Source organism: Deinococcus radiophilus (assembly GCF_020889625.1).
Lineage (GTDB): Bacteria > Deinococcota > Deinococci > Deinococcales > Deinococcaceae > Deinococcus > Deinococcus radiophilus.
Genome location: NZ_CP086380.1, coordinates 320,985 through 343,634, shown reverse-complemented (window position 1 = coordinate 343,634; position 22,650 = coordinate 320,985). Strand labels below are relative to the sequence as shown.

The following is a 22,650-nucleotide window of genomic DNA, read 5'->3' as shown; positions in this document are numbered from 1 at the left end:
ATCTTCCTGGGAGAAGTATAAATTGCCCCATTTTCATCGCTACGTAAGGCTAGAACTCACCGTGGCTTACGGATGGCGGGCTGAGCCACGTCCAGGAAATTAGGTGTCACCTTTCATGTCCTTAGCTTGACCAGGTGACTTCCCTGGCGGCAGCTTTTCATGTCAACGAGGATTTTCAGGAGCAACTACGTTACCGCTTCGATCACATAAGAGAGCTTGCGGCCCGAGCAGAAGAATGGAGAAGCAAGCAGGTCTGTGGCATGTCCCGGGGGGTCGGGCAAACCGCCCAACTCCAGATAAAACAGCTTGTCTTCAGCCAGCACAGTGAGTTGACTGCTGATCACATTCCAGGCAGTAGGTGCGGGCTGACTGAACCGAAAAGCGTAGAGACCGTCCACCAAAAGGGTCAGCCTGACCCATTCGCCCGAGTGCATGACGCGGCACTCGAGACGAATCTGGCAGGTGTTCCCCTGCAACTGCACACCCCGGATGATGGCATCACCGAACTCGAACCGCTGCGAAAAGGCGGCCAGCTCCTCCGGTGTGGCAAGTTGCTCCACTACTTGTCCCGGATGGCCCACCCCTGCGCCCGCACCGCCTCAATTTGGGCTTGGAACACCGGGTCCACGTCCGCGTCGGTCAAGGTCTGCGCGGCGCGGTAGGTCAGGCGCACCGCCACACTGCGCTGTCCTTCGCCCACCTGCTCGCCGGTGTAGACATCGAACGGCTCTACACTTTCCAGCAATTCGCCGCCCGTCTGCCGCAGCACGGCCACGATTTCACCGTAGCTGACGCCCCGCGGAACAATGACGGCCAGGTCGCGCCAGGCGGCCGGAGCCCGGCTAGGATCAGCGAAGGTCCAGGTGCGCTCTGGCAAGGGCAGGTGCAGCTCGGCCAAGAAGGTGTCGCCCTTCAGGCCGAATTCAGCGGCGACCTCGGGGTGTAATGCGCCGAGCCAGCCGATGCGTTCACCGTTCCAGACCACTGCCCCTGCAATGCCTGGGTGCAGCGCACCAGGAACCTCTTCGCCGCGCAGTTGCTGAATCTCAAGGCTGGCCCCCTGTGCCGCCGCAAACGCTTCCAGCAGGCCACGGAACACGCCGTAGCCACCACGTACGCCGTCGGTGTGGTTACGGGCAGCCAGATCGCCGCGCATCAGCAGGCCCAGGCGTTCTTGCTCCCCTGCCGCCGGGAAAATCCGACCGATCTCGAACAGCAAGGTACGCTCACCCTTGCCGTAAGCTCCTGCCGCCCGCAGCAATGACGGGTACAGCGCGGTCCGCAGGGCGGTGCGGTCCGCTGTCATAGGATTTTGCAGGCGCACGCCGGGGGCTTCACTACGGGCCTGCGCCGCTTCAGCGTCGCTGGTAAAGGTGTAGGTCACGGCTTCCTGAAAGCCCAGACCGCTCAGGGTCCGGCGCAGCGCATCGCGGCGTTCGCTGGCCTGCGAGGCGCCCAGGTTGCTGTCATGCGGACGCAGGGTAGGTAGGGTTTCGGGCAACTCGGCGTACCCATGCAAACGGGCCACTTCTTCGGCCAAGTCCTGCCAGATGTGCATGTCCACCCGCCAAGAGGGCGGCTGCACGGTCAGATCCTCACCCTCGCCGCTCACCTGGCAGCCCAGCCGGGTCAGGATGTCCCGCATTTCGGCGGTGTCAATGTGCATACCCAGCAGGGCACGAATCTGGTCACCCGCCGTCTGGATAGGGCCCGGCAGGCTGGGTGTGGGGTCGCCCACCACCGTGGCGCCGGGATAAATGGTGGCGCCCGCGTCAGCCAGCAGGCCCACCAGACGGTCAGCGGCGCGGGGGGGCAGCAGCGGGTCCACCCCACGCTCGAAGCGGTAAGCGGCGTCGGTCTTAAGCCCCAGGCGCGAAGCGGTCCGCCGCACCAGCACCGGGTCAAAGTGCGCCGACTCGATGACCGCATCGGTGGTCTGCGCGGTCACATGACCGTACTCTGCCCCGATGACACCGGCAATGCCCAACACACCGTCCGTCTGCTGGGGTTGACCCACCGACGCGAACGCCTCAGCCACACTGGGAATGCCCCGGTGACGACCATCCAGGATCAGTAGGTCTTCCTGGCCTACGCGGTGCGTCTGACCAAGCAGGTCGGTCACATCCTCGCCCTGCTGCAACCCGAAGCTGACCAGCAAGGCATCTTCCTGCACTTCGGCGCGGTCATAGATGGCGGTGGGCTGGCCCAGTTCCAGCATCACGTAGTTGCTGGCGTCCACCAGCAGGTTGCGTGGGCGCATGCCACTCAGGGTGATGCGGCGCTGCATCCACAGCGGGCTGGGGCCGTTGTGTACGCCAGAGACGGTGCGCGCCACAAAGTGGTCACAGCCGTCGCGGTAGGTGCCGGTGGTGTCGCGCTCCAAGACCAGTCCCTTGGGCGGCAACGACACGCGGATTTCACCTTCACCCTGGGCAACTGGACCTTTCTGCGGCTCGCGCAGCTCCAAGCCCAGGAAGGCCGCCAGATCACGGGCCAGGCCCAGGGCACTCAGCACATCGGCGCGGTTGGGGGTCACTTCGATGTCCAGCACAGTGTCGGCGGGCCACAGGTCGCGTAGCGGTGTGCCGGCCGGGGCTTCGCCCGGTGCGATCAGCATCACGCCAGCATTGTTCTCCCCGATGCCCAGTTCCTTTTCGCTGGCGGCCATGCCCCAGCTCTCCACGCCCTGCATCTCGCGCACGCCGTAGGTCATCCCGCCCAGCTCCGTGCCGGGGGTGACCAGGGCCAGCAGTGTGCCCGCACTCAAGCCCACCGCGTTCGGCGCACCACTGGCGATGGTGTGCGTGCCGTGCTGCGGTCCTGCATCAAAAGTGATTTTGGTCAGTTTGGTGCCTTCGATCGGTTCGGTGCTGGCGACCTCGACCAGGACCACGCCTTCGGGCACTGTGCCGACTTCTTCGGTGCCTTCCAGCGGCAGACCCATCCCGGCCAGGATGGGTTCGAGTTCAGAAACAGAGGGCAGGTCTGGCAGCAGTTCTTTGAGCCAGGAATAGGGAATTTTCATGGGTGGGGTTCTCCTTGTGGGGTTTCGTTCGTTGCGGCGGCCTGGTGGCCGCACAGCCGCTCCAAGTAGTCGCGGTAGTTCTGGTCAAAACTGTAAAGCAGCTCCACCATCAGACCGGCGCGGGCCATTTGCATCCCCTGAATCACGAAGCCGGCCCGCAGCTTGGGAATCAGCACGGCGTTGTTGGTGGGGTGGTGATGGCTGGTCACAAAGGTGTAGCCCGCCGCCCGGTACAGCTCCAGCAGCGGCGGCAGCAAACGCGTATACACGCCCTGGCCCCGGTGTGCGGGCAGCAGGCCGGTCACGCTCATGTTGACGGTGTAGGCGTCGCGCTGACGGGCGCGGTGTAGCCCCGCGAACTCGCCGCCGCGCAGCAGGAAGAAGGTCATCACTTGCGCCTCTGGTTGCGGCACACGGGGCAGGTCGGACCAGTCGTAGACCTGACCGCTGAACAGCTCTGGCTCGCGCCTGGCGTAGACCGCCTCAAACTCGTCAGGCGCGACCGGGCGCAGGAGGTACCCGCCGCCCAGGTCGCGGTCTAAGGAGTCAGCGGGCATGCTCACGCACCAGCGCCCGCACCTCTGTGGGCAGCAGGTTGACCGCCTCCAACCGGCTCAGCTTCACCCACTGCGGATCGTAATGGTTGTCTTCGCTCTGGCGCAGGGCTTCGGGGCCGTCGCCCAGGCCCATTTCACCGCCCAACACCTCGGCAAGGAAGTAGTATTCGCGGTTGCCGAGGTTCTCCATGACCGCCACTTCTGGGCCGACCTGCACGGTCAAACTGACCTCTTCGAGCACCTCGCGGGCGCAGGCCTGAGCGGGGGTTTCACCGTCTTCTATGCCGCCACCCGGCAGCGTGGCGTAGTGGCGGCCTTCTTTGCGGCGCAGGATCAGCAGCACTTCGCCTGCCTCGCTATAGATCAGAGCAACGGAGCGAATGCGCTGGGGTTGAGCACTCATGGGTGACTCCTTTTTGGGAAGGCCAGCGGCAGGTCATCCTGCCAGACGCCTCCAGAGACGGGTGATGGCTGATGCAGAGGCCGCGCATACACATAGACCCAGGCGGTGACAGTGCGGCCGTCCGGTAGGGTGACGCGGCGCAGCTCGCGGGCAAACAGGTTGTCCGGATGGTTGTGGCCCCCGTAGCCCTCCAGTTCATCCAGATGGGCCAGGGCCGCGCCAAGTGCCTCCGGCGGGTAAGTCAGCAATTCGCCGCTCACCTCTCCCCCGCCCGGCAGCACCCCTGGATAGCGGCCCAGATGGTGCAGCGTAAAACCGCAGAGCGTGGCAGGTTGTACGGAGATGGGCGCCGCCACTGCCGAAGCCCAGGCCGCATTGCGCTGGCCGGATTTCAGCGTGCCGTACACGAACACGTGCCCCACGTCCGCGCAGATCCGTGCTGCGTACTGCCGCAGCGCCCCAATGTGCATGGGGTAAAAAATTTCGGGCTGGGTGTCCAACAGGCCCAGCACCTCGGTGAGCGGCACCCAGCGCGGGCTGTGGCTTTCGGTGCTGCCACGTGCTTCGCCCTCCGCCTCACACAGAAAAGTGCTGAGCAGAATGGAATATCCGCCTGATAGGTTCTGTGTCACGCAGTAGGGCTCAGAGGTCTGCACAGCGTAACCAAGGCTTTCACCTCTCCAGGTTTCTGCCTCACCACCAATGTGGGTCACGGTGAGTCCAGTTTCCTCGGCCACCTCGCGGCGCAGGGTGTCAAAGAGGCTTTCGTACTCGCGCACTTTTCCCGCTGGTAGCTCTAGAAGGGCGTTTTCTATCCCGGCCCCAGGCTTGTGGCGCGTCTGGAGCAGTACGCAGGGCTGCCCAGCCACCTCACAGCGGATCAGCGCAGCGGCGCAGGGAATGGCGAAGGTTTCGGTCATGCAGCACCTATCGGCCGGGCCATACGGACATTCCGCAGGGGCTCGCCGGTGCTCTCGCTCTGACTTTCGCTTTGTGCGCGCACCTCAAAGCCCAGGGCACGGTAAAACGGCAGCCCTTTTTCATTCTCCTGAGCCACACTGACCCACTGTTCCCGCGCTCCGTGCGCCAGCGCTTGCTCGGTCATGGCCCTCAGCAGAGCGCGGCCTGCGCCTTTTCTTCGCTGGTCCGGGTCGAGATACAACACGAACACTTCCCAGGTATCCGCTCCGGTTGGCCCGCCGCCCGCTGCGCCGATCACCTCACCGCCCAGCTCGGCCACCAGCCAGCCGTCCCACTGCCAGCCTTCACCGCTGTCACTGGGACCAATTTCTGCGGCGATGCGCTGTGGCCCGTAATATTTGGCGATCACGGCATCGGCATAGGCGGCAGAATAAATCCCGTGGTAGGTATCACGCCAACCAGCCGAACAGACGCGCACGATGTCGGGCACGTCATTTCGCGGAGCGAGGCGCACCGAGACACTCACCCCAGCTCTCCCCTAAACTGCCGCATCACACGCGGGTCGTTGGCGTAGAAGTAGCGGATGTCGGGAATGCCGTATTTCAGCATGGCGATGCGCTCCGGCCCCAGGCCGAACGCGAAGCCGGTCAGGCCCTCGTACACGCGCTCCTTGCCTGCCGCTTCGCGCAGATCGTCCACCGCCTTAAAGACATGGGGATGAACCATGCCGCAGCCGCCCAGCTCCAGCCACTTGCTCTCGCCGCGCGGGTTTTCCCACCACACCGCAAAGTCGGCGCCCGGCTCCACAAAGGGGTAATAGCTGGGCTGAAAGCGCACCTTGGCCCCGGCCCCATACAGGCCACGCGCCATTTCAGCGATGGTGCCCTTGAGGTCCGCCATGCTGATCCCCTCGCCCACCACCAGGCCTTCGAGCTGATGGAACATGGCCTCGTGGGTGGCGTCGGTGGCTTCATAGCGGTACACCTTGCCTCTGGACACCATCTTCAGTGGCGGCTCGTGTTCCACCATGTAGCGAATCTGCATGTTGGAGGTGTGGGTGCGGAGCAGCCGGCGAGGCACACCCGGTTCCGATGAGCCGTCTGGCCCATCTTTCAGCCAGAAGGTGTCTTGCAATTCGCGGGCAGGGTGATACCAGGGAATGTTCAGCGCCCCGAAGTTGTAGTGTTCCTCCTCAACCTCCGGTCCCTCCGCCACCTCGTAGCCCAAGCGGGTGAAAATCCCGATCAGATCGCTGTACACCCGGTTGATGGGGTGCAGGCCGCCGCTGGGCAGGCCCAACCCCGGCAGGGTCACGTCCAGCGCCTCACCCTGCAATTTGGCGTCCAGGGCTGCTCGCTTGAGTAAAGCTTCGCGCTTATCCAGTGCGCCCTGAACCGCCTGCCGCACCACGTTGATCTCGGCGCCGCGGGACTTGCGTTCCTCAGGGGCCAGCCCGCCCAGACTGCCGAGCTGCTGGGTGATCAGGCCCTTTTTGCCCACATATTTGGTCTTGACCTGTTGCAGTGCGTCCAGGTCTCCGGCAGCGGCGATTTCTGCCAGTGCTTCTTGTTGCATCGTTTGATCCATAGTTTTCCTCTGCTTGGTGCTTACGAACTTCCGTCTTCAAAAACAATCCCCGCTGTCCCTATACGGCAGCGGGGAAATGCAGTCTGCGGCGAGGCAACTACATTTCCCGAAATCTAAAAAATGGCGAAGGTGTCACGTAGCCCAGGGTCATCCGACTCAGGTTAGCGGTTGGGGGCAGCGGCGGCAAGCTACCGGGGCTATTTCCCGAACCGGCAACCCTCACTCTCCATCTGAAACAGGATTGAAGCACGTCACGGCGCCCTGGATGCTGAAACGTCACCACCTGGGTAGGCGGTACAGTAATGGGACAAGGGAGGCCACATCTGCAAACTGAACTGTTACTGCTGATTCTGGGGATCCTGCTGCTGGTCAGCCTGGTGGTGGGGCGGGTCGGGGGACGCCTGGGCGTGCCGGGGCTGCTGCTGTTCCTGGGCGTGGGCATGCTGGCCGGCACCGACGGGCTGGGCATCGAGTTCAGCAACTACGCGCTGGCGCAGGGTCTGGGCACACTGGCACTGTGCTTCATCCTGTTTCAGGGCGGGCTGAGCACCGACTGGAAAGAAACCCGCCCGGTGGTGGGACGCGGTCTGGTTCTGGCTACGCTGGGCGTCCTGATCACGGCGGGCATCATGGCGCTGTTCGGGCACTACGTGCTGGGCCTGCCCTGGCTGATTGCCTGGCTGCTGGGCGCCATCGTCAGCTCGACCGACGCCAGCGCGGTCTTCTCGGTGCTCAAGGAGCGGCAACTGGGCCTACAGGGTGAGATCGCCCCACTGCTGGAGTTCGAGTCCGGCGGCAACGATCCGATGGCCGTTTTTCTGACCGTCGGTATCCTGACCCTGATCGCGCAGCCGGAATTGGGACCACTGAGTATCGTGCCCCTGTTCGTCAAGCAGATGCTGATCGGGGCCGTTCTGGGGTTCGTGCTGGGACGCGCCGCTCTGACCGTCCTGCGGAAATTGCCTCTCCAGTTCGAGGGACTCTATCCAGTGCTGACCATCGCCCTGGCCCTGATGATCTTCAGCGGTACGGCGCTGGCCGGTGGCAGCGGTTTTCTGGCGATTTACATCGCCGGGGTGCTCCTGGGCAACAGCGCCTTTGCCCATAAGCGCAGCCTGATCTCGTTTCACGACGGCCTCTCGTGGCTGATGCAAGTGCTGATGTTCCTGACGCTGGGCCTGCTGGTCAACCCCCACGAACTGCTGCCCAATGCGGGAAGTGCCGTCCTGGCGGCCCTCACGCTGGTCTTTCTCGCCAGGCCAGCCGCAGTCTTCCTGAGCCTGTTGCCCTTCCGTATGCCCCTGCCGCAGACCGCCATGATCGCCTGGGTGGGTCTGCGTGGTGCAGTGCCGATCGTGCTGGCGACGTTTCCACTGCTGGCCGGGGTGCCCTATGCCCAGGAACTGTTCAACGTGGTGTTCTTTATGGTGCTGGTCAGCGTGCTGCTCCAGGGCACGACCCTGCCGCAGATGGCGAACCTGCTGGGAGTGCGCGAACCCTTCGTCGCTCCCGCCAGCCACCCGCTGACCTTCACGCCCACCGGACACGGCAAAAACGACATGGTAGAGGTAGAAGTGCAGCCGGGGAGCCAGGCCGACGGAGCCATGATCATGGACCTGCCACTCCCCGAAGAAGCGCTGATTATGCTGATTCACCGTGAGGCCGAGTATCTGGTGCCCAAAGGCCCCACCGAGCTGCGCGGCGGCGACAGCCTGCTGGTGCTGGCCTTTCCCGAAGATCTGGACGAGATGCGGGCCTACTTACACGCCGGGGCAACGACGTCCTGACGTGACACGGACAGATAAAGAGGCAGCGGCGCACCAGAAGCTGGGTGTGCCGCTGCTTTTGCTGATGGAATTGGCTTAAAGAGAGCGAGGGAGGAGCTGCAAACTTGATCGGGCGCCAGAGTGCGGCGGGGCGTTAGAAACTATCCGGAAAATGGGGTGCGGAGGCTGAGTGCGTCCATGTCTGCTCATGGAAAATCATAGAGGCTGCTTCTAAAATATCCGACTCAGAACTTGCACCTGAATAGGCGGACAAAAAGCGCTCCCAGAGCTGAAATTCTGGAAGTGTGTACAAACAGGTTTCAGGGGAGCGCGCCCATATTCTCTCACAGCGGATTCTGGACATTCCAGAGACGCTGTACCAACGGCGAAGCCTGGAGGCTTCGCTGCACCTTTTCCACAGTCCAGGCCAGAAGATCAAATTCAGCCAAGCTGAAGGAGCCAGCCCCAGTGCACTGAGTCGCTTCTTCAACGTCTATGACTGGGATTCAGACCGTTGCTGGGACGAGACGCAGGACATCCAGTGGCGCATTTTGTTGGACGTAGCTCACTCCAAACGCCGACCTCGGTTGCGGCTCAGTGTGGATCTGACCACGGTGGAAAAGGTGGGGACCCAGTTGCCCTTTGTCAGTGTGTACAACGGTAGACATGGCATCCACCTGGTCGTCCTGTTTGCCGAATATGGGGAACTGAAGTTCCCCATTTCCTACCGGGTGTACCAGGGCAAGCACACCGGTACCCCGGTCACGTTGGCCCAGGACCTGCTGGAGGAGGTGCCGGACTTCGTGGGGAAGCGCTTTCGGATCCGCATGTTGGCCGACAGCGGATTTGAATCCGCTGCCTTTCTGGAAGGCGTGCAGCGCCTTGGTTTTGAGTTTGTGGTGGGTGTGAGGAGCAACCGGCGCACGGACCATCCTGGGCGGGTGACGGTGGCGGACTGTCCGCATGGAGGCTATGTCAACTTGGCCAACTGGTCTCTGGAAACGCTGTCTCTGGGGAGAGTAGACCGTGGGGACCGTGAATTCTTCGCGGTGTCGTCTGAACTGTTGGAGGGGGACGAGATCGTTGCTGAGGGTGGGCGGCGCTGGACATTGGAGTCCTTTTTCAAGGAAGGTAAGCACCAGTTTGGGTTGGCGCAGTTCGCGCTGCGAACTGCCAGGGGTCTGGACCGCTGGATTCTGATGGTCTTCCTGGCCTTCACCCTGACCATACTGCATCGCTCAGAAGGGATGACCTTGAAAGAGGCGGCACGCCTGGCCCTGTATACCCTGTTCCCCGTAGTCAGGCTCAACCATCTTCTGAGTCAGCTCCAAAAAGAACGAGAATTTCTTCTCCAGCACGGCTATTCGCTCAGCTATGCAAGGTGCAACTTATGAGTGTAAGGCTTGTTCAGTAGTGTTTTTGGAGTGCTCCCCTAAAACTGGACAAATCTAAATAGAGGATTCGGCTAAGTTGAGCTGGGCTTCTATTGATAACGTGGTAAGTTCACGACAGAGTTAGACTGAAACCGTGAGTGAGGTTTGGCGGCCCAGCCGATGGACACGTCAGCAGATGGAAGAGCGGCGACTCGCCGCTCTTCCGATGCTCTCCGATATGACCCTGTCCTCCAAGACGATTGCCCAGCGTTTTGGTGTCAGCGCCAGCACTGTTCCTACCTGGCGGCAGCGCTTACGACATGGCGATACCCTTGAAGCTACTTTCTCCTCTGGACGTCCCTCCTTTCTCACCGATCACCAAGTGGCTGAAATCATGGCGATGATTGAGGCAGGGCCAGATCCACAGCGTTTTCCAGACGGGCGCTGGACTACCGCACGTATTCGCGACGAGATTGGATGCAGATATGGTGTCTGGTATGACCACGACTGGGTCGGAAAGCTGCTGTTACGCTGGGGCTTTTCCTGGCAGAAAGCAGAAAAACGCCCGTTGGAACAGAATGCTGAGCAGGTCGACGCTTGGCTGGAAGCAGAGCTTCCAGTCCTGGAAAAAAAAGATAGATGATGGTGAAACCACCGTCTGGGCCGATGAAGTCGGAATCAGTATGAAGCCCGTGATTGGCAACACCTGGGCCACGCGTGGTCAGACCCCAGTGATTCTGGCCAAGACCAATTGGAAAAAGCCTGACTACCCCTCAAAACTCCGGTAGCACTGTCTGAGACGCTGATTCTATAGACGTAAAAAGAGCTGGTTCATAAGGTGTATCTGCAATGAACCAGCTGAACCAGCCGCCCCAGGAGAGCCTCTTCGCAGCCTTGCGTCCCTTTTTCCGTATCGACCAGCGACGGTTCACCGTCCTGGTCGCGTTGATTCTGACGCTCATCCAGCAGCGTAGCGTGGTGCTGAACAATCTGAAGACCACCATTGCCCTGGCAGGAAGTCAGGAAACCCGTTACCAACGTCTTTTGCGCTTTGTTCAATTCCTTCTCCCGGAAGAGATGTATCTGAAGTTTGCGCTTCACGTGCTGGGTACGGATGAGCTGACGCTCATCCTGGACCGGACGAACTGGAAACTGGGGAAGAGGGACGTCAACATCCTGATGCTGTCTGCGGTATGGGAAGGGTTCAGTTTGCCGCTGATGTGGCGTTTTCTCCCGCACGGGGGAAGCAGTGATCAGCGAATACGTAAGGAGCTGATGGCTGATTTTCTGCGTCATTGTCCTCACGTCCGCATTAACGGTCTGCTGGCAGACCGTGAATTCATCGGCCAGGACTGGTTTACGTTCCTAAGCGAACATGGGATTGTTCCCTGTATCAGGTTGCGGAGCGACACCAAGATGGACGGCTTACCTGTCCACGTCTTCGCTAAGAAAATGCAGGTGGGAGAGGTTCGCGTCTGGCACAGCTCTATGGTGGTGTACGGGGTCAGACTCCGTGTTCTGGCACTGAAGGTCTCGAAGACGGAGATGCTGTACCTGGCCTACAAGGGCAGAGCAGATCAGAATTTGCGGAAGTACGCACTGCGCTGGCAGTGCGAAAACCTGCACGCTGCGCTGAAAACCAGAGGCTTCGATCTGGAAGCGACCGGATTGACCCAGGCCGAGCGGGTGTCAACGCTGCTGATGGTGATCGCCATCAGCAACACCCTGGTGTCTCCAAACAGGTGTGGTTCTGCTGCTTGAAAGCAACGTGGAGACCATGAAGGCCAAGCGCCAGAAAGCGCATGGCTACGCCAGCAAAAGTCTGTTTCGACTGGGCTTGGATGAGTTGCGAGATTTGCTCAGTCACCCAAGCCCTGAAAATTGGAACCGTCTAGCGCGGCTTGTCCCGCGTTTTGAGGGGTAGTCAGGGAAAAAGCTCTCCGTGATTGGCGGGATTACGTCTAAGGGCCAGTTTTTCCAGCAGACACACGAAGGGTCGGTCAAAGCGATGGGCTTCATCGCATTTTTGACGCATCTGATGCGACACATCAAGGGGAAGATCACTGTTGTGGTGGACAACGCTAAAATCCATAAGGCGAAGGCCGTTTCGGCCTTCGTATCACAACATGAACGACTGAGCCTAACGTACCTGCCACCGTACAGCCCTGAACTCAACCCCATTGAACGAGTGTGGGCCTATGTCAAACACCACCAACTCGCCAATTTTTGCCCAGAGACGCTGGAGCAACTCAAGGCTTACCTCCGTACGGTATGGCCGAAAATCCGCTATCGGCAACTCCCAGCCAAATTGCTAGGTATCTACCCTGAAGTGTTACCGACTTAGCACGTCATCAATATTTAGATTTGTCCAAACAAATGGGGCTGCCCACCGTCATCAGCAACGTGGGCAATATTAGGGCGCGAATCAGGCCATTCATATTGGCCTGCAACCCTGCTGACGCTGTTCCCAACAGGTGTTCTCGCTCGTAACGCAGGGGCTACAGACACTCGGAAAAAAGAGTGCTTCAGACCTACCCCGGTAGGCGGGTGTTTTCGTTTCTGATCATCAAAGTCTCCCCAAAGTCATGGACACTTTGGGGGGCAGTTTAGAACTTCAGAGGTGCGCCCACGATGTTGTAGGCAACGCCATCAGGAATAGAACACGTCACACCACAGGTTGTGGTGGTGATGGTGGTTGTTTCATCAATGGTGCAGCTCGCGTCAGCAGGACAGTTAATGCGGTAGGTTTGTCCACTTAGGCTCTTATGATGATGGGTACCGATGAGAAGATGGAGTTCTTGCGGCACAATATGGGCTTTTGCGAAGTCGGCACTCAACGCAGATTTCAGGAACTGCTCTTCACTTAGACCACGGCGCTGCAACTCGGCTTTCAGGGCTTCGTTATGGGCTGGGCTGGGAACAAATACCGTCCATTTGCCCTGTGGTGGGTGGGCACTGAGGTACTGCGAGATTGCCTGCCCTGACAGATTGCCCTCTGTCGCTTGCAGAACATTGTCTTTCAAAAGAGCTTTGTAAGTGACGATGTCGCCTACGCAGCCGGTCAGGGCGAGGCTGAGAAGTGGAAATGCCAAGTATTTCATCAGAAACCTCCCGGTTCAAGAGGCAAAGAAAGGGGGCTACCCCCCGCTTCTGCCCTTTGAACCTATGGCTCAAGGATAGAGTGTTCTAAGGCCGTTTAGGTCACTCCGACTCAGGTCATAGGGCGTATTGCTTGACCAAACGCCAGTTTGTAGGGTGCCCTCATAGCCAGAGGTGGCGGAAGGGAGCTGTGTGTACTTCGGTGAGGTACCCGGGTGGTACATCATGATGGAGTCGTAGTCAAACTTCCCGATCTGTTCACCCCACTCGCACAGGCGATTCCAGTTCAAAGGGTTGATGGTGCGGTTCCACCACGTATTGGTGAGATTCAGATACTGGTCGCGGTCGCAGCGCTGATGCTCGTGGTGCAGGCCTGCCGCGTGGCCCATCTCGTGCTGAAGCGTGTGCCTGTTGAACTGACCATCAACGATATAGATATAGGGCAGCATCTTCTGGTTGGAGTAGCCTGGTGCAGCCAGACCAGTCAGGCCAGGTGTCCAGCTGGGAAGCTGAATAAAGTTAGTGGTCTGACCACTAGGATTCGGTAGTGGTACGGAAAATCCTTCAAGCCACGTTCGAAGATTCCGTAGCTTCCAGCAGTTTAACCCAGGGGTAGGCATACCCCAGACTGGAATGTCTCCTTCCAGAGTTGTACCAGTTTTTAAACTTCGTGCTGAACGCACGAAGCTGGGCAATATTCGTCAATTCTTCCCGGAAGACGCCGTCATATTTGAAGGTCCGGTTGAGCCTTTCCAGGATGCCCATTCCTCGCTTCTGTGAGACCTTGGCCCGTACCCAGTTGCCCGGCTCCTGACAGGCCGCCTGGAATGCGCCAGACGTAAAATCTGAGCCACCATCAGTCATGATCAGGAGCTGCTCGTGTATGCCGAGATGGTGCAGCACATAGACTCCCCGTTGCAGCGCGGTGACCGCGCTGCTGGCAGAGAGATTCCGGACCACTTCAATGTGCAGCAGTGCGCGACTTTCTACGTCCAGGACGAGATAAGCCCAGCAGATCCCGTCCGGCAAGCTGAGCCGTATGGCATCGACCTGAACTCGGCGGCCCGCTGGCCAGAGAACGATAGAGGTAGGGCATGCCGATGGACGGCGTTTCTTTCTGGGAATCGGGCGCTGCACCTTCAACTCCACCATGCAGCGACGAACAGTATGGAGGCCCGGAGCAGGCCGCAGAACATCTTGTTGTAGGGCCTGATAAATCAGACGGTAGCCGCTGAGTGGCTCTTCCAGGGCTTTCAGCCGTACCTCTTCCAGGACGTGCTGACGTCGCTCCGTCCGCTGTGCAGAACGCTCTGCGTTCTGCCGGGCATCGCGCAGGACGTGATATGGACGCTCCACCTCGCCAGCAAATCTGCTGAGACTGAGTTTCGGGTGGTCTCCGAGCAACTCCTGGTAGCACGCCAGGAGTTCATCCACGCTCAGAGACCCCGGATTTTTTTTGCGATATAGAGTGACAATTCCTTGTCCGCAATGATGGCCTTGAGCTGCTGGACTTCCTTCTCCAACTTCTTCTGGGCTGCATCCGGCCTCACTCCCTGGAGGCGGGCACGGCCCGCTTCCAGAAACTGGGCACGCCAGGTGTGAATCAAGCTCTCGCTGACCTCGTATTCACGAGCAGCTTCTGCGATGGTGTGCTCCCCGCTCAGGACAGCCAGAACAATCTGCTCCTTGAGTTCAGGTGACCAGGTTTTGCGCTGTTTTCCCATATCTTCCCTCCAGTGGCCCCACCCTCCTAAAAAGTGGGGCTGATGTGGAAGGATTTCGCGTACCACTACCTCCGCCTCGCCGACAAAACCGTAAAGTCATTTATAACGTTATTGAGAACGGCAGTAGTCTGCATTGATTGGTGGGTGGTGGCGACTGTGTAGCGCGCTCGGCAATCCATTGGGTCAATGTCAATTTATGCCGTTATCAATAGTATTGATACTAATTTCAAAGTCAATCAATTTCAGGAATGAAAGCTTGTACTCATAAGTTGCACCTGGCAAAGTGGAGCGAATAGCCGTGCTGATGCAAGAATTCTCGCTTTTTACGCCGTTTAGGGCCTGACCGATCTGACTACCCCTCAAAACTCCGGTAGCACTGTCTGAGACGCTGATTCTATAGACGTAAAAAGAGCTGGTTCATAAGGTGTATCTGCAATGAACCACCTGAACCAGCCGCCCCAGGATAGCCTCTTCGCAGCCTTGCGTCCCTTTTTCCGTATCGACCAGCGACGGTTCACCGTCCTGGTCGCGTTGATTCTGGCGATCATCCAGCAGCGTAGCGTGGTGCTGAACAATCTGAAGACCACCATTGCCCTGGCAGGAAGTCAGGAAACCCGTTACCAACGTCTTTTGCGCTTTGTTCAATTCCTTCTCCCGGAAGAGATGTATCTGAAGTTTGCGCTTCACGTGCTGGGTACGGATGAGCTGACGCTCATCCTGGACCGGACGAACTGGAAACTGGGGAAGAGGGACGTCAACATCCTGATGCTGTCTGCGGTATGGGAAGGGTTCAGTTTGCCGCTGATGTGGCGTTTTCTCCCGCACGGGGGAAGCAGTGATCAGCGAATACGTAAGGAGCTGATGGCTGATTTTCTGCGTCATTGTCCTCACGTCCGCATTAACGGTCTGCTGGCAGACCGTGAATTCATCGGCCAGGACTGGTTTACGTTCCTAAGCGAACATGGGATTGTTCCCTGTATCAGGTTGCGGAGCGACACCAAGATGGACGGCTTACCTGTCCACGTCTTCGCTAAGAAAATGCAGGTGGGAGAGGTTCGCGTCTGGCACAGCTCTATGGTGGTGTACGGGGTCAGACTCCGTGTTCTGGCACTGAAGGTCTCGAAGACGGAGATGCTGTACCTGGCCTACAAGGGCAGAGCAGATCAGAATTTGCGGAAGTACGCACTGCGCTGGCAGTGCGAAAACCTGCACGCTGCGCTGAAAACCAGAGGCTTCGATCTGGAAGCGACCGGATTGACCCAGGCCGAGCGGGTGTCAACGCTGCTGATGGTGATCGCCATCAGCAACACCCCGGTGTCTCCAAACAGGTGTGGTTCTGCTGCTTGAAGGCAACGTGGAGACCATGAAGGCCAAGCGCCAGAAAGCGCATGGCTACGCCAGCAAAAGTCTGTTTCGACTGGGCTTGGATGAGTTGCGAGATTTGCTCAGTCACCCAAGCCCTGAAAATTGGAACCGTCTAGCGCGGCTTGTCCCGCGTTTTGAGGGGTAGTCAGGGAACTTGCCATGGCGGTAGTCAACATAAGGGCGGCAATGAAGCTAAGTACTTTTTTCATAGTATTCCTCTCCCTTAAATTGTTTAAGGAATTGAGTCTATTTATTTAGCAAACGCCTGTCAAATTAAATTCTGGGCTTGTCACTTGCAAGAACTACCTGGGCACTCTGTTCGGCTTGATCCGCCTCCACTGAGCTGACCCCGCCACCGTAGCGCACGGGGCCGTAGGCCGCGCCCAGGGTGGCCAGCGGCGCAGCCAGGCCCGGCCATTGCTGGGCGGCGCGGCGCAGATATTCGGCGGGTGTCTCGTGGCTGGCGCGGCTCAGGCCCAGGCCCCTCAGGTGGGTTTCGACCTGGGCATAGGCCACCCGCACGCGGTGCCGTGGCGCCGTATCCTGCGGCGCGGAGGTGGGCAGGGACTGTTCAGCCTCGACGGTGTCCACTTCGGAGATATAGTCCCGCTGATACCGGCGGGTCCATACGTGCCACATCATCGCCAGCAACGCGGTAAGGAGCATGACTCCCGGGATCAGGAACACCGCATTGCCCACCAAGTAGCGCTGCCATGTGGGGGACGCCGGCTCTGTATCTGGTGCAGGGTCCAGAGCCGCTTCCCCAGTAGGCGAGCCTTCGGCGTTGGGCTTGCCATCCAACACGGTGATGTCCATGATGTCGAACTGCGCGGCCAACATGAGAGCCAACAAGGTCAGTGGCACCGCCAGCGCTGCCAATAACGGCACCATCTCCGGCCAGCGGCGTGGGCCACCGGGACGGCGCAGTTCATGCATCAGGCGCTGGGCAGCCAACATACAAATGGCGAGCATCATGACCACTGACAAGAGATTGAGTAGCCCATCAGCCACACTGTTCAGTCCACCGAACGGGGGTGCTCCACGCACTTCGCCAGACCGGCTGGCGGGTTGACCGTAATAGCCCTCCACGTCCTTTTGCTGCACTGGCCTGCCAGAAGTATCTACCACCGCCACCTCCTGCACCGTACCCATATAGGTGCGGGCCTGGGTCCACAGCGAGTTCTGGGGCAAAACCAGGCTCAGGGTCAGTGCCAGCGCCAAGGCGCCCGCCAGCCAGGTCCAGCCCCGGCCCAGCTGTCGGCCACCCTGCCAGCGGCCTGAGAGGGCGCGGTCATCCGGACTGAACCGCAGCAGGCTAGCCGCACCCAGGCCGACCAGTGTCAGCGGGTGTGGAGCCAGCAGGACCAAGGGCAGCAGCCACAACCAGCCCTGTCCGCGCTGCTCCTCCACACGTTCGGCGGCCTGAATTACCAACAGTGTGGCGGCCAATTGCGCCACCACCACAAAAAACGACGCCACCGCGTAGCGCTGATCCCCATTCTGAAGGGCCAGCCACAGCGTACCGATCAGGTTGAGGGCCACCACCAGCAGGCTGAGATTGACGCGGTGCTTGCTGTACTTCTCATGGGTCGTCAGCGCAAAGACAGCCATCAGGCTCAGCAAGGCCAGCGGCGGCAGCATGGCAGCCATGACCAGTGGGAGCGCAGCGTAGGCCAGAGCACGCCAGTCTCCCAGCGCGGCCTTCAGGCCAGGTGAATTGTCGGTCATGCGTTCAGGATAACGTCTGGCCGCATCATTCCCCTGCGTCTTTGCGCGGAACCCATAGGGCAGGCTGGGCTATAGTTGCCCAGAGGTAGGTTGAGAGAGTGTTTCACCACTCGGTTCATCAGGGGGCAGCCCAGGGCTGGCCCCCTTGAGCTTATGAGGGAGCGTACAGATCACCCGGCAAGGATTCCCTGCGGCGAGGGCAGCCTAGAACCCACCCGCCAAACGGTGGAGAGCACAAAAACCCCACCAACAGAGGGTGGGGCAGCTTGTATAAGGGTGAGGCTCACTCCAAGAAGTCGCGCAGCTTGCGGGTGCGGCTCTCGTGGTACTTCAGCTTGCGCAGCGCCTTGTTCTCGATCTGGCGGATACGCTCGCGGGTCACGTTGAAGCGCTGGCCCACCTCTTCCAGAGTGTGTTCACGACCGTCGACCAGCCCTTTGCGGAACTTCAGAACCATCGCTTCGCGCTCGGTCAGCTTGCCTAGCGCTTTTTCCAGTTCCTCACTGAGCAGGGTCTTGGCAGCATTGTCCACTGGGCTGTCGAGGTTGTCGTCGGGGATAAAGTCGCCGTAGAAGGAGTCCTTTTCATCGCCAATCGGGGTTTCCAGCGACACTGGTTCCTGACTGACTTTCTGAACTTCTTCCACCTTGTTGGCGTCCCAGCCGGGGCCCATCGCTTCAGCGATTTCCTCGGGCAGCGCTTCGCGGCTCAGTTCCTGCTGCAACTGCCGGGCCGTGCGGGTCAGCTTGTTGATGGTTTCCACCATGTGCACCGGGATACGGATGGTGCGGGCTTGGTCGGCAATGGCGCGGTTGATCGCCTGTCGAATCCACCAGGTGGCGTAGGTAGAGAACTTGTAGCGGCGGCGGTACTCGAACTTCTCCACCGCGCGGATCAGGCCCTGGTTGCCTTCTTGAATCAGATCAAGAAAGTTCAGGCCACGTCCGGTGTACTTCTTAGCGATACTGACCACCAGACGCAAGTTGGCCTCAATCAGTCCCTGACGCGCGGCGGCACCGTCTTCCATACGGCGTTGCAGGGCGCGGCGGCCCCGATCGTCCACGTCCTCACCCGCTTCTTCCAGCTCCACACGGGCAAATTCGCCGTCTTCAATGCGGCGGGCCAGCGCGATTTCCTCTTCCAGCGTCAGCAGCGGCACCCGGCCAATTTCGTGCAGATACTGACGCACGGGATCGTTGCTGACGGCGCGGGGCATGTCATCGTAGTACTTTTCCTCGTCCTCGCCGTCGTCCTCATCTTTGCCTTCTTCGGCGTCGTCGTCCTCTGGGTCCTCGTCGTCCTGTACCTCAATATTTTTGGAGGCCAAGAACAGTTGCAGGTCGTCAAACTCGTCACTGGAGTCAGGGTCCATGCCCGCAGCTTCCAGCGCAGTCGCCAGCGCTGAGGCGGCGTCTTCACTGGTCACCACTCCGCTGGCCTTGGCATTCTTGATCAGTTCCTGAATAGCGGCGTGGGCGTAGTACGCACGGTCCGAGCCGTCGGCCTTGCGGGTCTTCTCACCCTTTTCGGCTTTGTCGACAGCGCTATCGGCCGCTTCAGCCGCTTTCGGGGCCTTTTTAGCAGCGGGCTTCTTGGCAGCGGGTTTTTTGGTCCCCTTGGGTGCGGCCTCCTTGGACGCTGCTTTGGCGGCGCGGGCCGGCTTTTTGGCCGTCGTGGTCTCAGCGTCGTCCGACTTGGCGGCAGCGGCTTTACGGGCTTTGGGGGTCTTGGTTTCGGCCATGATTCCTCCAGAAGGATGGGATGGGGTCAGGGAACAGCAGTGGGATGAGAGGCGCTTTGCATCAGATCAAAGGCGGGATCCGACAGCGCATCGGCGGGTTAACACACCAGTTTAGCACCACAACAAGCATGATGGATTCAGCGAGTATTGAAACAGGATAAAAATGTTTCAGCTCGGCCGTGATCCCGCACGGCGGACGGCCAGCACCTTGAAACCCTGCTCATGCGCCAGCACTTCGGTGGCTCCGACCACGGACATTTCCGCCTCGTAAGGCAGGAAGTCGTTGGCCACCAGAATCAGTTGGCCGCCGGGCCGGAGACGGCGGGCTGCCGCCGCAATAAACTCGCGGGCCACATCCAGCACCACGCCGCGCCCCACGTGAAAAGGTGGATTGCTCAGGATCATGTCAAAGCGGCGCTCACCCAGCGTACCGTCCACATCCGAGTGCACGACCTCACCAGATACCCCATTGGCCTCCAGGGTCAGCTGGGCACTCCGGACACTCTGCAGATCGGCGTCGGCCAGGGTGACTGCTGCGCCGCGCTGCGCTGCCCAGGCCCCGATCAGCCCGGTGCCGCAGCCCAGGTCCAGCACGGCCTTGCCCCGCAGGTCCAACCCCTCCAAGGTCTCCAGCAGCAGCGAGGTCGCCTTGTCGGCCCGCCCTGCACTAAAGACACCCGGCAAGCCGACCACCTTGACACCGCCTAGCTCGTAGTGCTCAGCATCGGCCAGTGCGGGTGTGGGACCAGGCCGACGGGTGAGGACCGCCACCCGCATCCCCCCGTCCCGCGCGATGGTCTCCCCCGCCCCGTAAGCCTTGGAAGCCGCGCGAACATAACGGTCAAAGCCTTTGGCCTTGTCGCCTGCCAAATACAACTTGCCGCCGGGCGGCGTGTGGGCGTGCGCCCAGCTGATCTGTCCCAGGGCATAGGCAGTTCCCCGGTCCCCAGCCAATACGCAGGCCACGGTGCGGGCTGGGTCTTCCCAGTAGCCGCTGAGATCATCGCCCAGGGCGGCCGCTACCGGATTGAGCCCCGCTACGTCCAGCGCCCGCAAGGCCGGGGCCGAGCCCTCGGCGGGCCGCAGCTCAGCGCCGGGCAACGCCGCCAACAGGCCACCCGCCGGACTGAGATCCAGAATTGGCCCACGCGCTTTGCGCCTCAGCATGGTCTGAAACAGCAGCAGCTGCGCGGGGTCCACGCCAGGGTAGCCACGCACCCCCGACTTGGTAAGTGGTGGGGCACCCGGAGCAGATCGGAGCGCCTCGGCAACAGGTGGCAGGTGCGCCTCGATAACATCGAAATACCCCACCTCGCTGTGCGGCACTTCAGCTGGTGAGCCAGGGCGCGGGCCACTTTCATCGGCGCCCCCTCTAGGACGGCGTCCTACCCGCAAACGCTTGCCCTGACCTGTACGTTCACCCTCTGGCCTACCCCGGCGCTCAGAGCGACGGGCTTCGGCAGATTGGGGAGCAAAACGGGCCGGGCGGGGACGCTTCATCCGGGCATTGTAAAGCAGTGGCGCACCCGTTGTTCCGGGCCAAGTGACACTCAGCGCTGAATATTTGCTGACAGCCTAGGGGTCTTCAGACGCCAGACTAAATGTTGATCTGGGGCCGGAAAATCCACCTGCCAACAGGTCGTCACCCAGCAGTGGAATAACTCTGCCCAACAGAATCATACACAGCCCGACAGTATAAAAATTCAATTCGCGTCAGAAATCGGTGACGTCAGGCGTGCCAGCATTATTCGGCATCTACCAGATAGGCGTCTCAAAACTCACACAAATGTAAGGAGCGGACCAGAACCAAGCTGCTACCCTATGCGCACTTCCATGATGTTCAGTCGTCTCCCTCTGCCTCTATTGGCGCTGCTGATTGGGCAGCTCCTGTGGACACTTATACAGCGCTTGCCCCAAGGTGATGCAGTATGGGTGGCCCCGGTGTTGCATTTCACCACCGTAGCCGTCGCAGTGGTCTATACCTGGCAGTTCTGGGAACAGGACCGTCGCCAGCGTGCATTGGGGATTTTTACTGCCGCACTGAGCGTTCACCTGATCGCAGATATCTTGGTCCGCGGGCAGTTCAGTTTCGTCTTGCCAGGAACAGGCCTGACGTCAAACGGCCTGGGCCAGAGTCTCTATATGGTGACCTCGGCCCTGATTGTCTGGGCCCTGATGATGTTCTTGCCACGCCATCTGCCTGCGCAGCGTCAGGTGGGGCAGGTACTTGATGGCATGATCATTGCAGGCACCGCCGGCATCTTGCTCTGGGCCGGTGGGGCCAGCCGTCTGTTTAACGGCCTATGGGAGCTGGACAGCCTGGTCCGTGTGGGCAGTGTGCTGCTCAATCTGCTGATTCTGGGCCTGACCCTGGTGGTCCTGCGCCATACCCGCCGCAACCGGGTCAACCTCCTGCTGGCTGCCGGACTGCTGCTGTATGTCGTGTCGCACATCTGGGCTGTGCTCCTGGGTCATGTGGCCTTGCCGGGTGGCGGACTTGACCTGCTGTGGTCCCTGGGGCTGATTTTTCAGATCACCGCGCTGCATCATCTGGTTCGCCCACAGTGGCTCCGGCAGGGCAGCGCAGCGGGGTCAGGCATCCGCAGCCTGAAGCTCGCTCTTTCAGTCATGCCTTATGTGGCCGTGCCGCTGGCCTGCGTCAGCTTGCTGCTGAGTGTGAACTTCGGTTCGGCCTTTTTGGGAGACACGGAGGCCCAAGGCGTGCTGTGGGGAACCGTCAGCGTGATTCTGCTGGCGACCCTCCGCAACGGCCTAACGGCCATCGAAAATGCCGATATGACCAGCGAACTGCGTGAGCGCCGCGCCGAGCTGGAACATCTGGCCTACCACGATCCCTTGACCGGACTGGCCAACCGCGCCGCCTTTACCCAGTTCTTCGCAAACGATGCCCGTGTCAAAGGTGGACAGCCCTATACCATCTTCTCGTTGGACCTGAACGGCTTTAAGGAAATCAACGACGTGTACGGCCACGCCACCGGAGACCTGATGCTGAGGCACGTCGCCAAGCTGCTTTACCGCGCCGTCGCCGCGCCAGGGCAGATCTTCCGCTGGGGCGGCGATGAATTCGTGATCGTGGTGCCAGGGATGCAGCGCCCCGCCGACGCCGAAGCGCTGGCCCGCTTTATTGAGGCCAACGTCACAGCCCCGATGATGCATCAGGGCCAGCGCCTGAGTGTCGGCACTGCCGTGGGCTACGCGCTAGGACGCGGTGCAGAGAACCACGAGGCCATGTTGAGTCTGGCCGACAGCGACATGTATGCCGGCAAGCAACGGGGCGGGAGGCACCGCTAAGGCCAGAACCAGAGGTGCAGAAAAAGCCCTCCCCCACGGCGCGGGAGAG

General features: G+C 60.3%; 18 protein-coding genes and 3 pseudogenes. 7 read left to right on the top strand and 14 right to left on the bottom strand.

The window, feature by feature from the left end:
* Positions 1–185: 185 nt before the first annotated feature.
* From LMT64_RS01865 to pheS, 7 genes are read right to left on the bottom strand one after another with little or no spacing between them, the layout of a single operon-like run.
* Complete coding sequence (locus LMT64_RS01865) at positions 186–560, bottom strand: hypothetical protein (protein ID WP_126351397.1); 375 nt, start codon at positions 558–560, stop codon at positions 186–188.
* Complete coding sequence (locus tag LMT64_RS01860) at positions 560–3,025, bottom strand: phenylalanine--tRNA ligase subunit beta (protein WP_126351398.1); 2,466 nt, start codon at positions 3,023–3,025, stop codon at positions 560–562. The genes LMT64_RS01865 and LMT64_RS01860 overlap by 1 nt, the downstream gene beginning before the upstream one ends.
* A complete protein-coding gene (locus LMT64_RS01855; RefSeq protein ID WP_126351399.1) occupies positions 3,022–3,582 on the bottom strand; it encodes a GNAT family N-acetyltransferase in 561 nt (186 codons plus the stop codon). Before LMT64_RS01855 ends, LMT64_RS01860 begins: the two co-directional genes overlap by 4 nt.
* Entirely contained in the window at positions 3,572–3,985 is a 414-nt protein-coding gene (locus LMT64_RS01850) for an NUDIX hydrolase (RefSeq protein ID WP_126351400.1), read from the bottom strand. Before LMT64_RS01850 ends, LMT64_RS01855 begins: the two co-directional genes overlap by 11 nt.
* A complete protein-coding gene (locus LMT64_RS01845) occupies positions 3,982–4,905 on the bottom strand; it encodes a gamma-glutamylcyclotransferase (RefSeq protein WP_126351401.1) in 924 nt (307 codons plus the stop codon). Before LMT64_RS01845 ends, LMT64_RS01850 begins: the two co-directional genes overlap by 4 nt.
* Entirely contained in the window at positions 4,902–5,432 is a 531-nt protein-coding gene (locus tag LMT64_RS01840) for a GNAT family N-acetyltransferase (protein ID WP_126351402.1), read from the bottom strand. The genes LMT64_RS01845 and LMT64_RS01840 overlap by 4 nt, the downstream gene beginning before the upstream one ends.
* A complete protein-coding gene (gene pheS, locus LMT64_RS01835) occupies positions 5,429–6,481 on the bottom strand; it encodes a phenylalanine--tRNA ligase subunit alpha (RefSeq protein ID WP_126351412.1) in 1,053 nt (350 codons plus the stop codon). Before pheS ends, LMT64_RS01840 begins: the two co-directional genes overlap by 4 nt.
* A 314-nt stretch (positions 6,482–6,795) precedes the next feature.
* Between pheS and LMT64_RS01830 the strand changes: the two genes are divergently transcribed.
* From LMT64_RS01830 to LMT64_RS01810, 5 genes and pseudogenes are all read left to right on the top strand, one after another.
* Positions 6,796–8,280, top strand: coding sequence for a potassium/proton antiporter (locus tag LMT64_RS01830; RefSeq protein WP_229253291.1), 1,485 nt, complete (start codon positions 6,796–6,798; stop codon positions 8,278–8,280).
* A gap of 284 nt (positions 8,281–8,564) precedes the next feature.
* Positions 8,565–9,653, top strand: coding sequence for a transposase (locus tag LMT64_RS01825; RefSeq protein WP_229253290.1), 1,089 nt, complete (start codon positions 8,565–8,567; stop codon positions 9,651–9,653).
* Between the two features lie 133 nt (positions 9,654–9,786).
* The gene (locus LMT64_RS01820; RefSeq protein ID WP_229253289.1) at positions 9,787–10,275 is read left to right on the top strand and encodes a transposase; all 489 of its coding nucleotides are present in this window, start codon (positions 9,787–9,789) and stop codon (positions 10,273–10,275) included.
* A 206-nt stretch (positions 10,276–10,481) separates the two neighbouring features.
* Positions 10,482–11,556: pseudogene (locus LMT64_RS01815) on the top strand (IS4 family transposase).
* 15 nt (positions 11,557–11,571) lie between these two features.
* A pseudogene (locus LMT64_RS01810) lies at positions 11,572–11,976 on the top strand (IS630 family transposase); the annotation flags it as partial.
* A gap of 262 nt (positions 11,977–12,238) precedes the next feature.
* Here the strand turns inward: LMT64_RS01810 and LMT64_RS01805 are convergent.
* The 4 genes from LMT64_RS01805 to LMT64_RS01790 all read right to left on the bottom strand — a co-directional run bounded on the left by LMT64_RS01805 (position 12,239) and on the right by LMT64_RS01790 (position 14,455).
* The gene (locus LMT64_RS01805; protein WP_126353694.1) at positions 12,239–12,733 is read right to left on the bottom strand and encodes a fasciclin domain-containing protein; all 495 of its coding nucleotides are present in this window, start codon (positions 12,731–12,733) and stop codon (positions 12,239–12,241) included.
* Between the two features lie 69 nt (positions 12,734–12,802).
* The gene (locus tag LMT64_RS01800) at positions 12,803–13,180 is read right to left on the bottom strand and encodes a M12 family metallopeptidase (RefSeq protein WP_170166077.1); all 378 of its coding nucleotides are present in this window, start codon (positions 13,178–13,180) and stop codon (positions 12,803–12,805) included.
* 115 nt (positions 13,181–13,295) lie between these two features.
* Entirely contained in the window at positions 13,296–14,165 is an 870-nt protein-coding gene (locus LMT64_RS01795) for an integrase core domain-containing protein (protein WP_126353690.1), read from the bottom strand.
* Between the two features lie 2 nt (positions 14,166–14,167).
* Positions 14,168–14,455 (bottom strand): transposase, encoded by a 288-nt coding sequence (locus LMT64_RS01790; protein WP_229253287.1) that lies wholly within the window; start codon positions 14,453–14,455, stop codon positions 14,168–14,170.
* A 435-nt stretch (positions 14,456–14,890) separates the two neighbouring features.
* Here LMT64_RS01790 and LMT64_RS01785 point away from each other — a divergent pair.
* Positions 14,891–15,965, top strand: a pseudogene (locus LMT64_RS01785) (IS4 family transposase).
* Positions 15,966–16,093: 128 nt separating this feature from the next.
* On the opposite strand, the gene LMT64_RS01780 reads toward LMT64_RS01785, so the two are convergent.
* From LMT64_RS01780 to LMT64_RS01770, 3 genes are all read right to left on the bottom strand, one after another.
* Complete coding sequence (locus LMT64_RS01780) at positions 16,094–17,548, bottom strand: DUF4129 domain-containing protein (protein ID WP_126351998.1); 1,455 nt, start codon at positions 17,546–17,548, stop codon at positions 16,094–16,096.
* A 283-nt stretch (positions 17,549–17,831) separates the two neighbouring features.
* Positions 17,832–19,289 (bottom strand): RNA polymerase sigma factor RpoD, encoded by a 1,458-nt coding sequence (rpoD, locus tag LMT64_RS01775; protein WP_126351999.1) that lies wholly within the window; start codon positions 19,287–19,289, stop codon positions 17,832–17,834.
* A 168-nt stretch (positions 19,290–19,457) separates the two neighbouring features.
* The gene (locus tag LMT64_RS01770) at positions 19,458–20,789 is read right to left on the bottom strand and encodes a class I SAM-dependent methyltransferase (protein ID WP_324295864.1); all 1,332 of its coding nucleotides are present in this window, start codon (positions 20,787–20,789) and stop codon (positions 19,458–19,460) included.
* Positions 20,790–21,197: 408 nt separating this feature from the next.
* Here LMT64_RS01770 and LMT64_RS01765 point away from each other — a divergent pair, with 408 nt between their 5' ends.
* Positions 21,198–22,601: a GGDEF domain-containing protein gene (locus tag LMT64_RS01765; protein ID WP_229253286.1), complete on the top strand. Its 1,404-nt coding sequence runs from the start codon at positions 21,198–21,200 to the stop codon at positions 22,599–22,601.
* The last annotated feature ends 49 nt before the right edge of the window (positions 22,602–22,650 follow it).

Bases quoted from the DNA above. Each gene is read 5' to 3' on its own strand.
- LMT64_RS01860 (WP_126351398.1), bottom strand. From the start codon at position 3,025: ATGAAAATTCCCTATTCCTGGCTCAAAGAACTGCTGCCAGACCTGCCC.
- LMT64_RS01855 (WP_126351399.1), bottom strand. From the start codon at position 3,582: ATGCCCGCTGACTCCTTAGACCGCGACCTGGGCGGCGGGTACCTCCTG.
- LMT64_RS01850 (WP_126351400.1), bottom strand. From the start codon at position 3,985: ATGAGTGCTCAACCCCAGCGCATTCGCTCCGTTGCTCTGATCTATAGC.
- LMT64_RS01845 (WP_126351401.1), bottom strand. From the start codon at position 4,905: ATGACCGAAACCTTCGCCATTCCCTGCGCCGCTGCGCTGATCCGCTGT.
- pheS (WP_126351412.1), bottom strand. From the start codon at position 6,481: ATGCAACAAGAAGCACTGGCAGAAATCGCCGCTGCCGGAGACCTGGAC.
- LMT64_RS01830 (WP_229253291.1), top strand. From the start codon at position 6,796: ATGGGACAAGGGAGGCCACATCTGCAAACTGAACTGTTACTGCTGATT.
- LMT64_RS01805 (WP_126353694.1), bottom strand. From the start codon at position 12,733: ATGAAATACTTGGCATTTCCACTTCTCAGCCTCGCCCTGACCGGCTGC.
- LMT64_RS01800 (WP_170166077.1), bottom strand. From the start codon at position 13,180: ATGCTGCCCTATATCTATATCGTTGATGGTCAGTTCAACAGGCACACG.
- LMT64_RS01790 (WP_229253287.1), bottom strand. From the start codon at position 14,455: ATGGGAAAACAGCGCAAAACCTGGTCACCTGAACTCAAGGAGCAGATT.
- LMT64_RS01780 (WP_126351998.1), bottom strand. From the start codon at position 17,548: ATGACCGACAATTCACCTGGCCTGAAGGCCGCGCTGGGAGACTGGCGT.
- rpoD (WP_126351999.1), bottom strand. From the start codon at position 19,289: ATGGCCGAAACCAAGACCCCCAAAGCCCGTAAAGCCGCTGCCGCCAAG.
- LMT64_RS01770 (WP_324295864.1), bottom strand. From the start codon at position 20,789: ATGAAGCGTCCCCGCCCGGCCCGTTTTGCTCCCCAATCTGCCGAAGCC.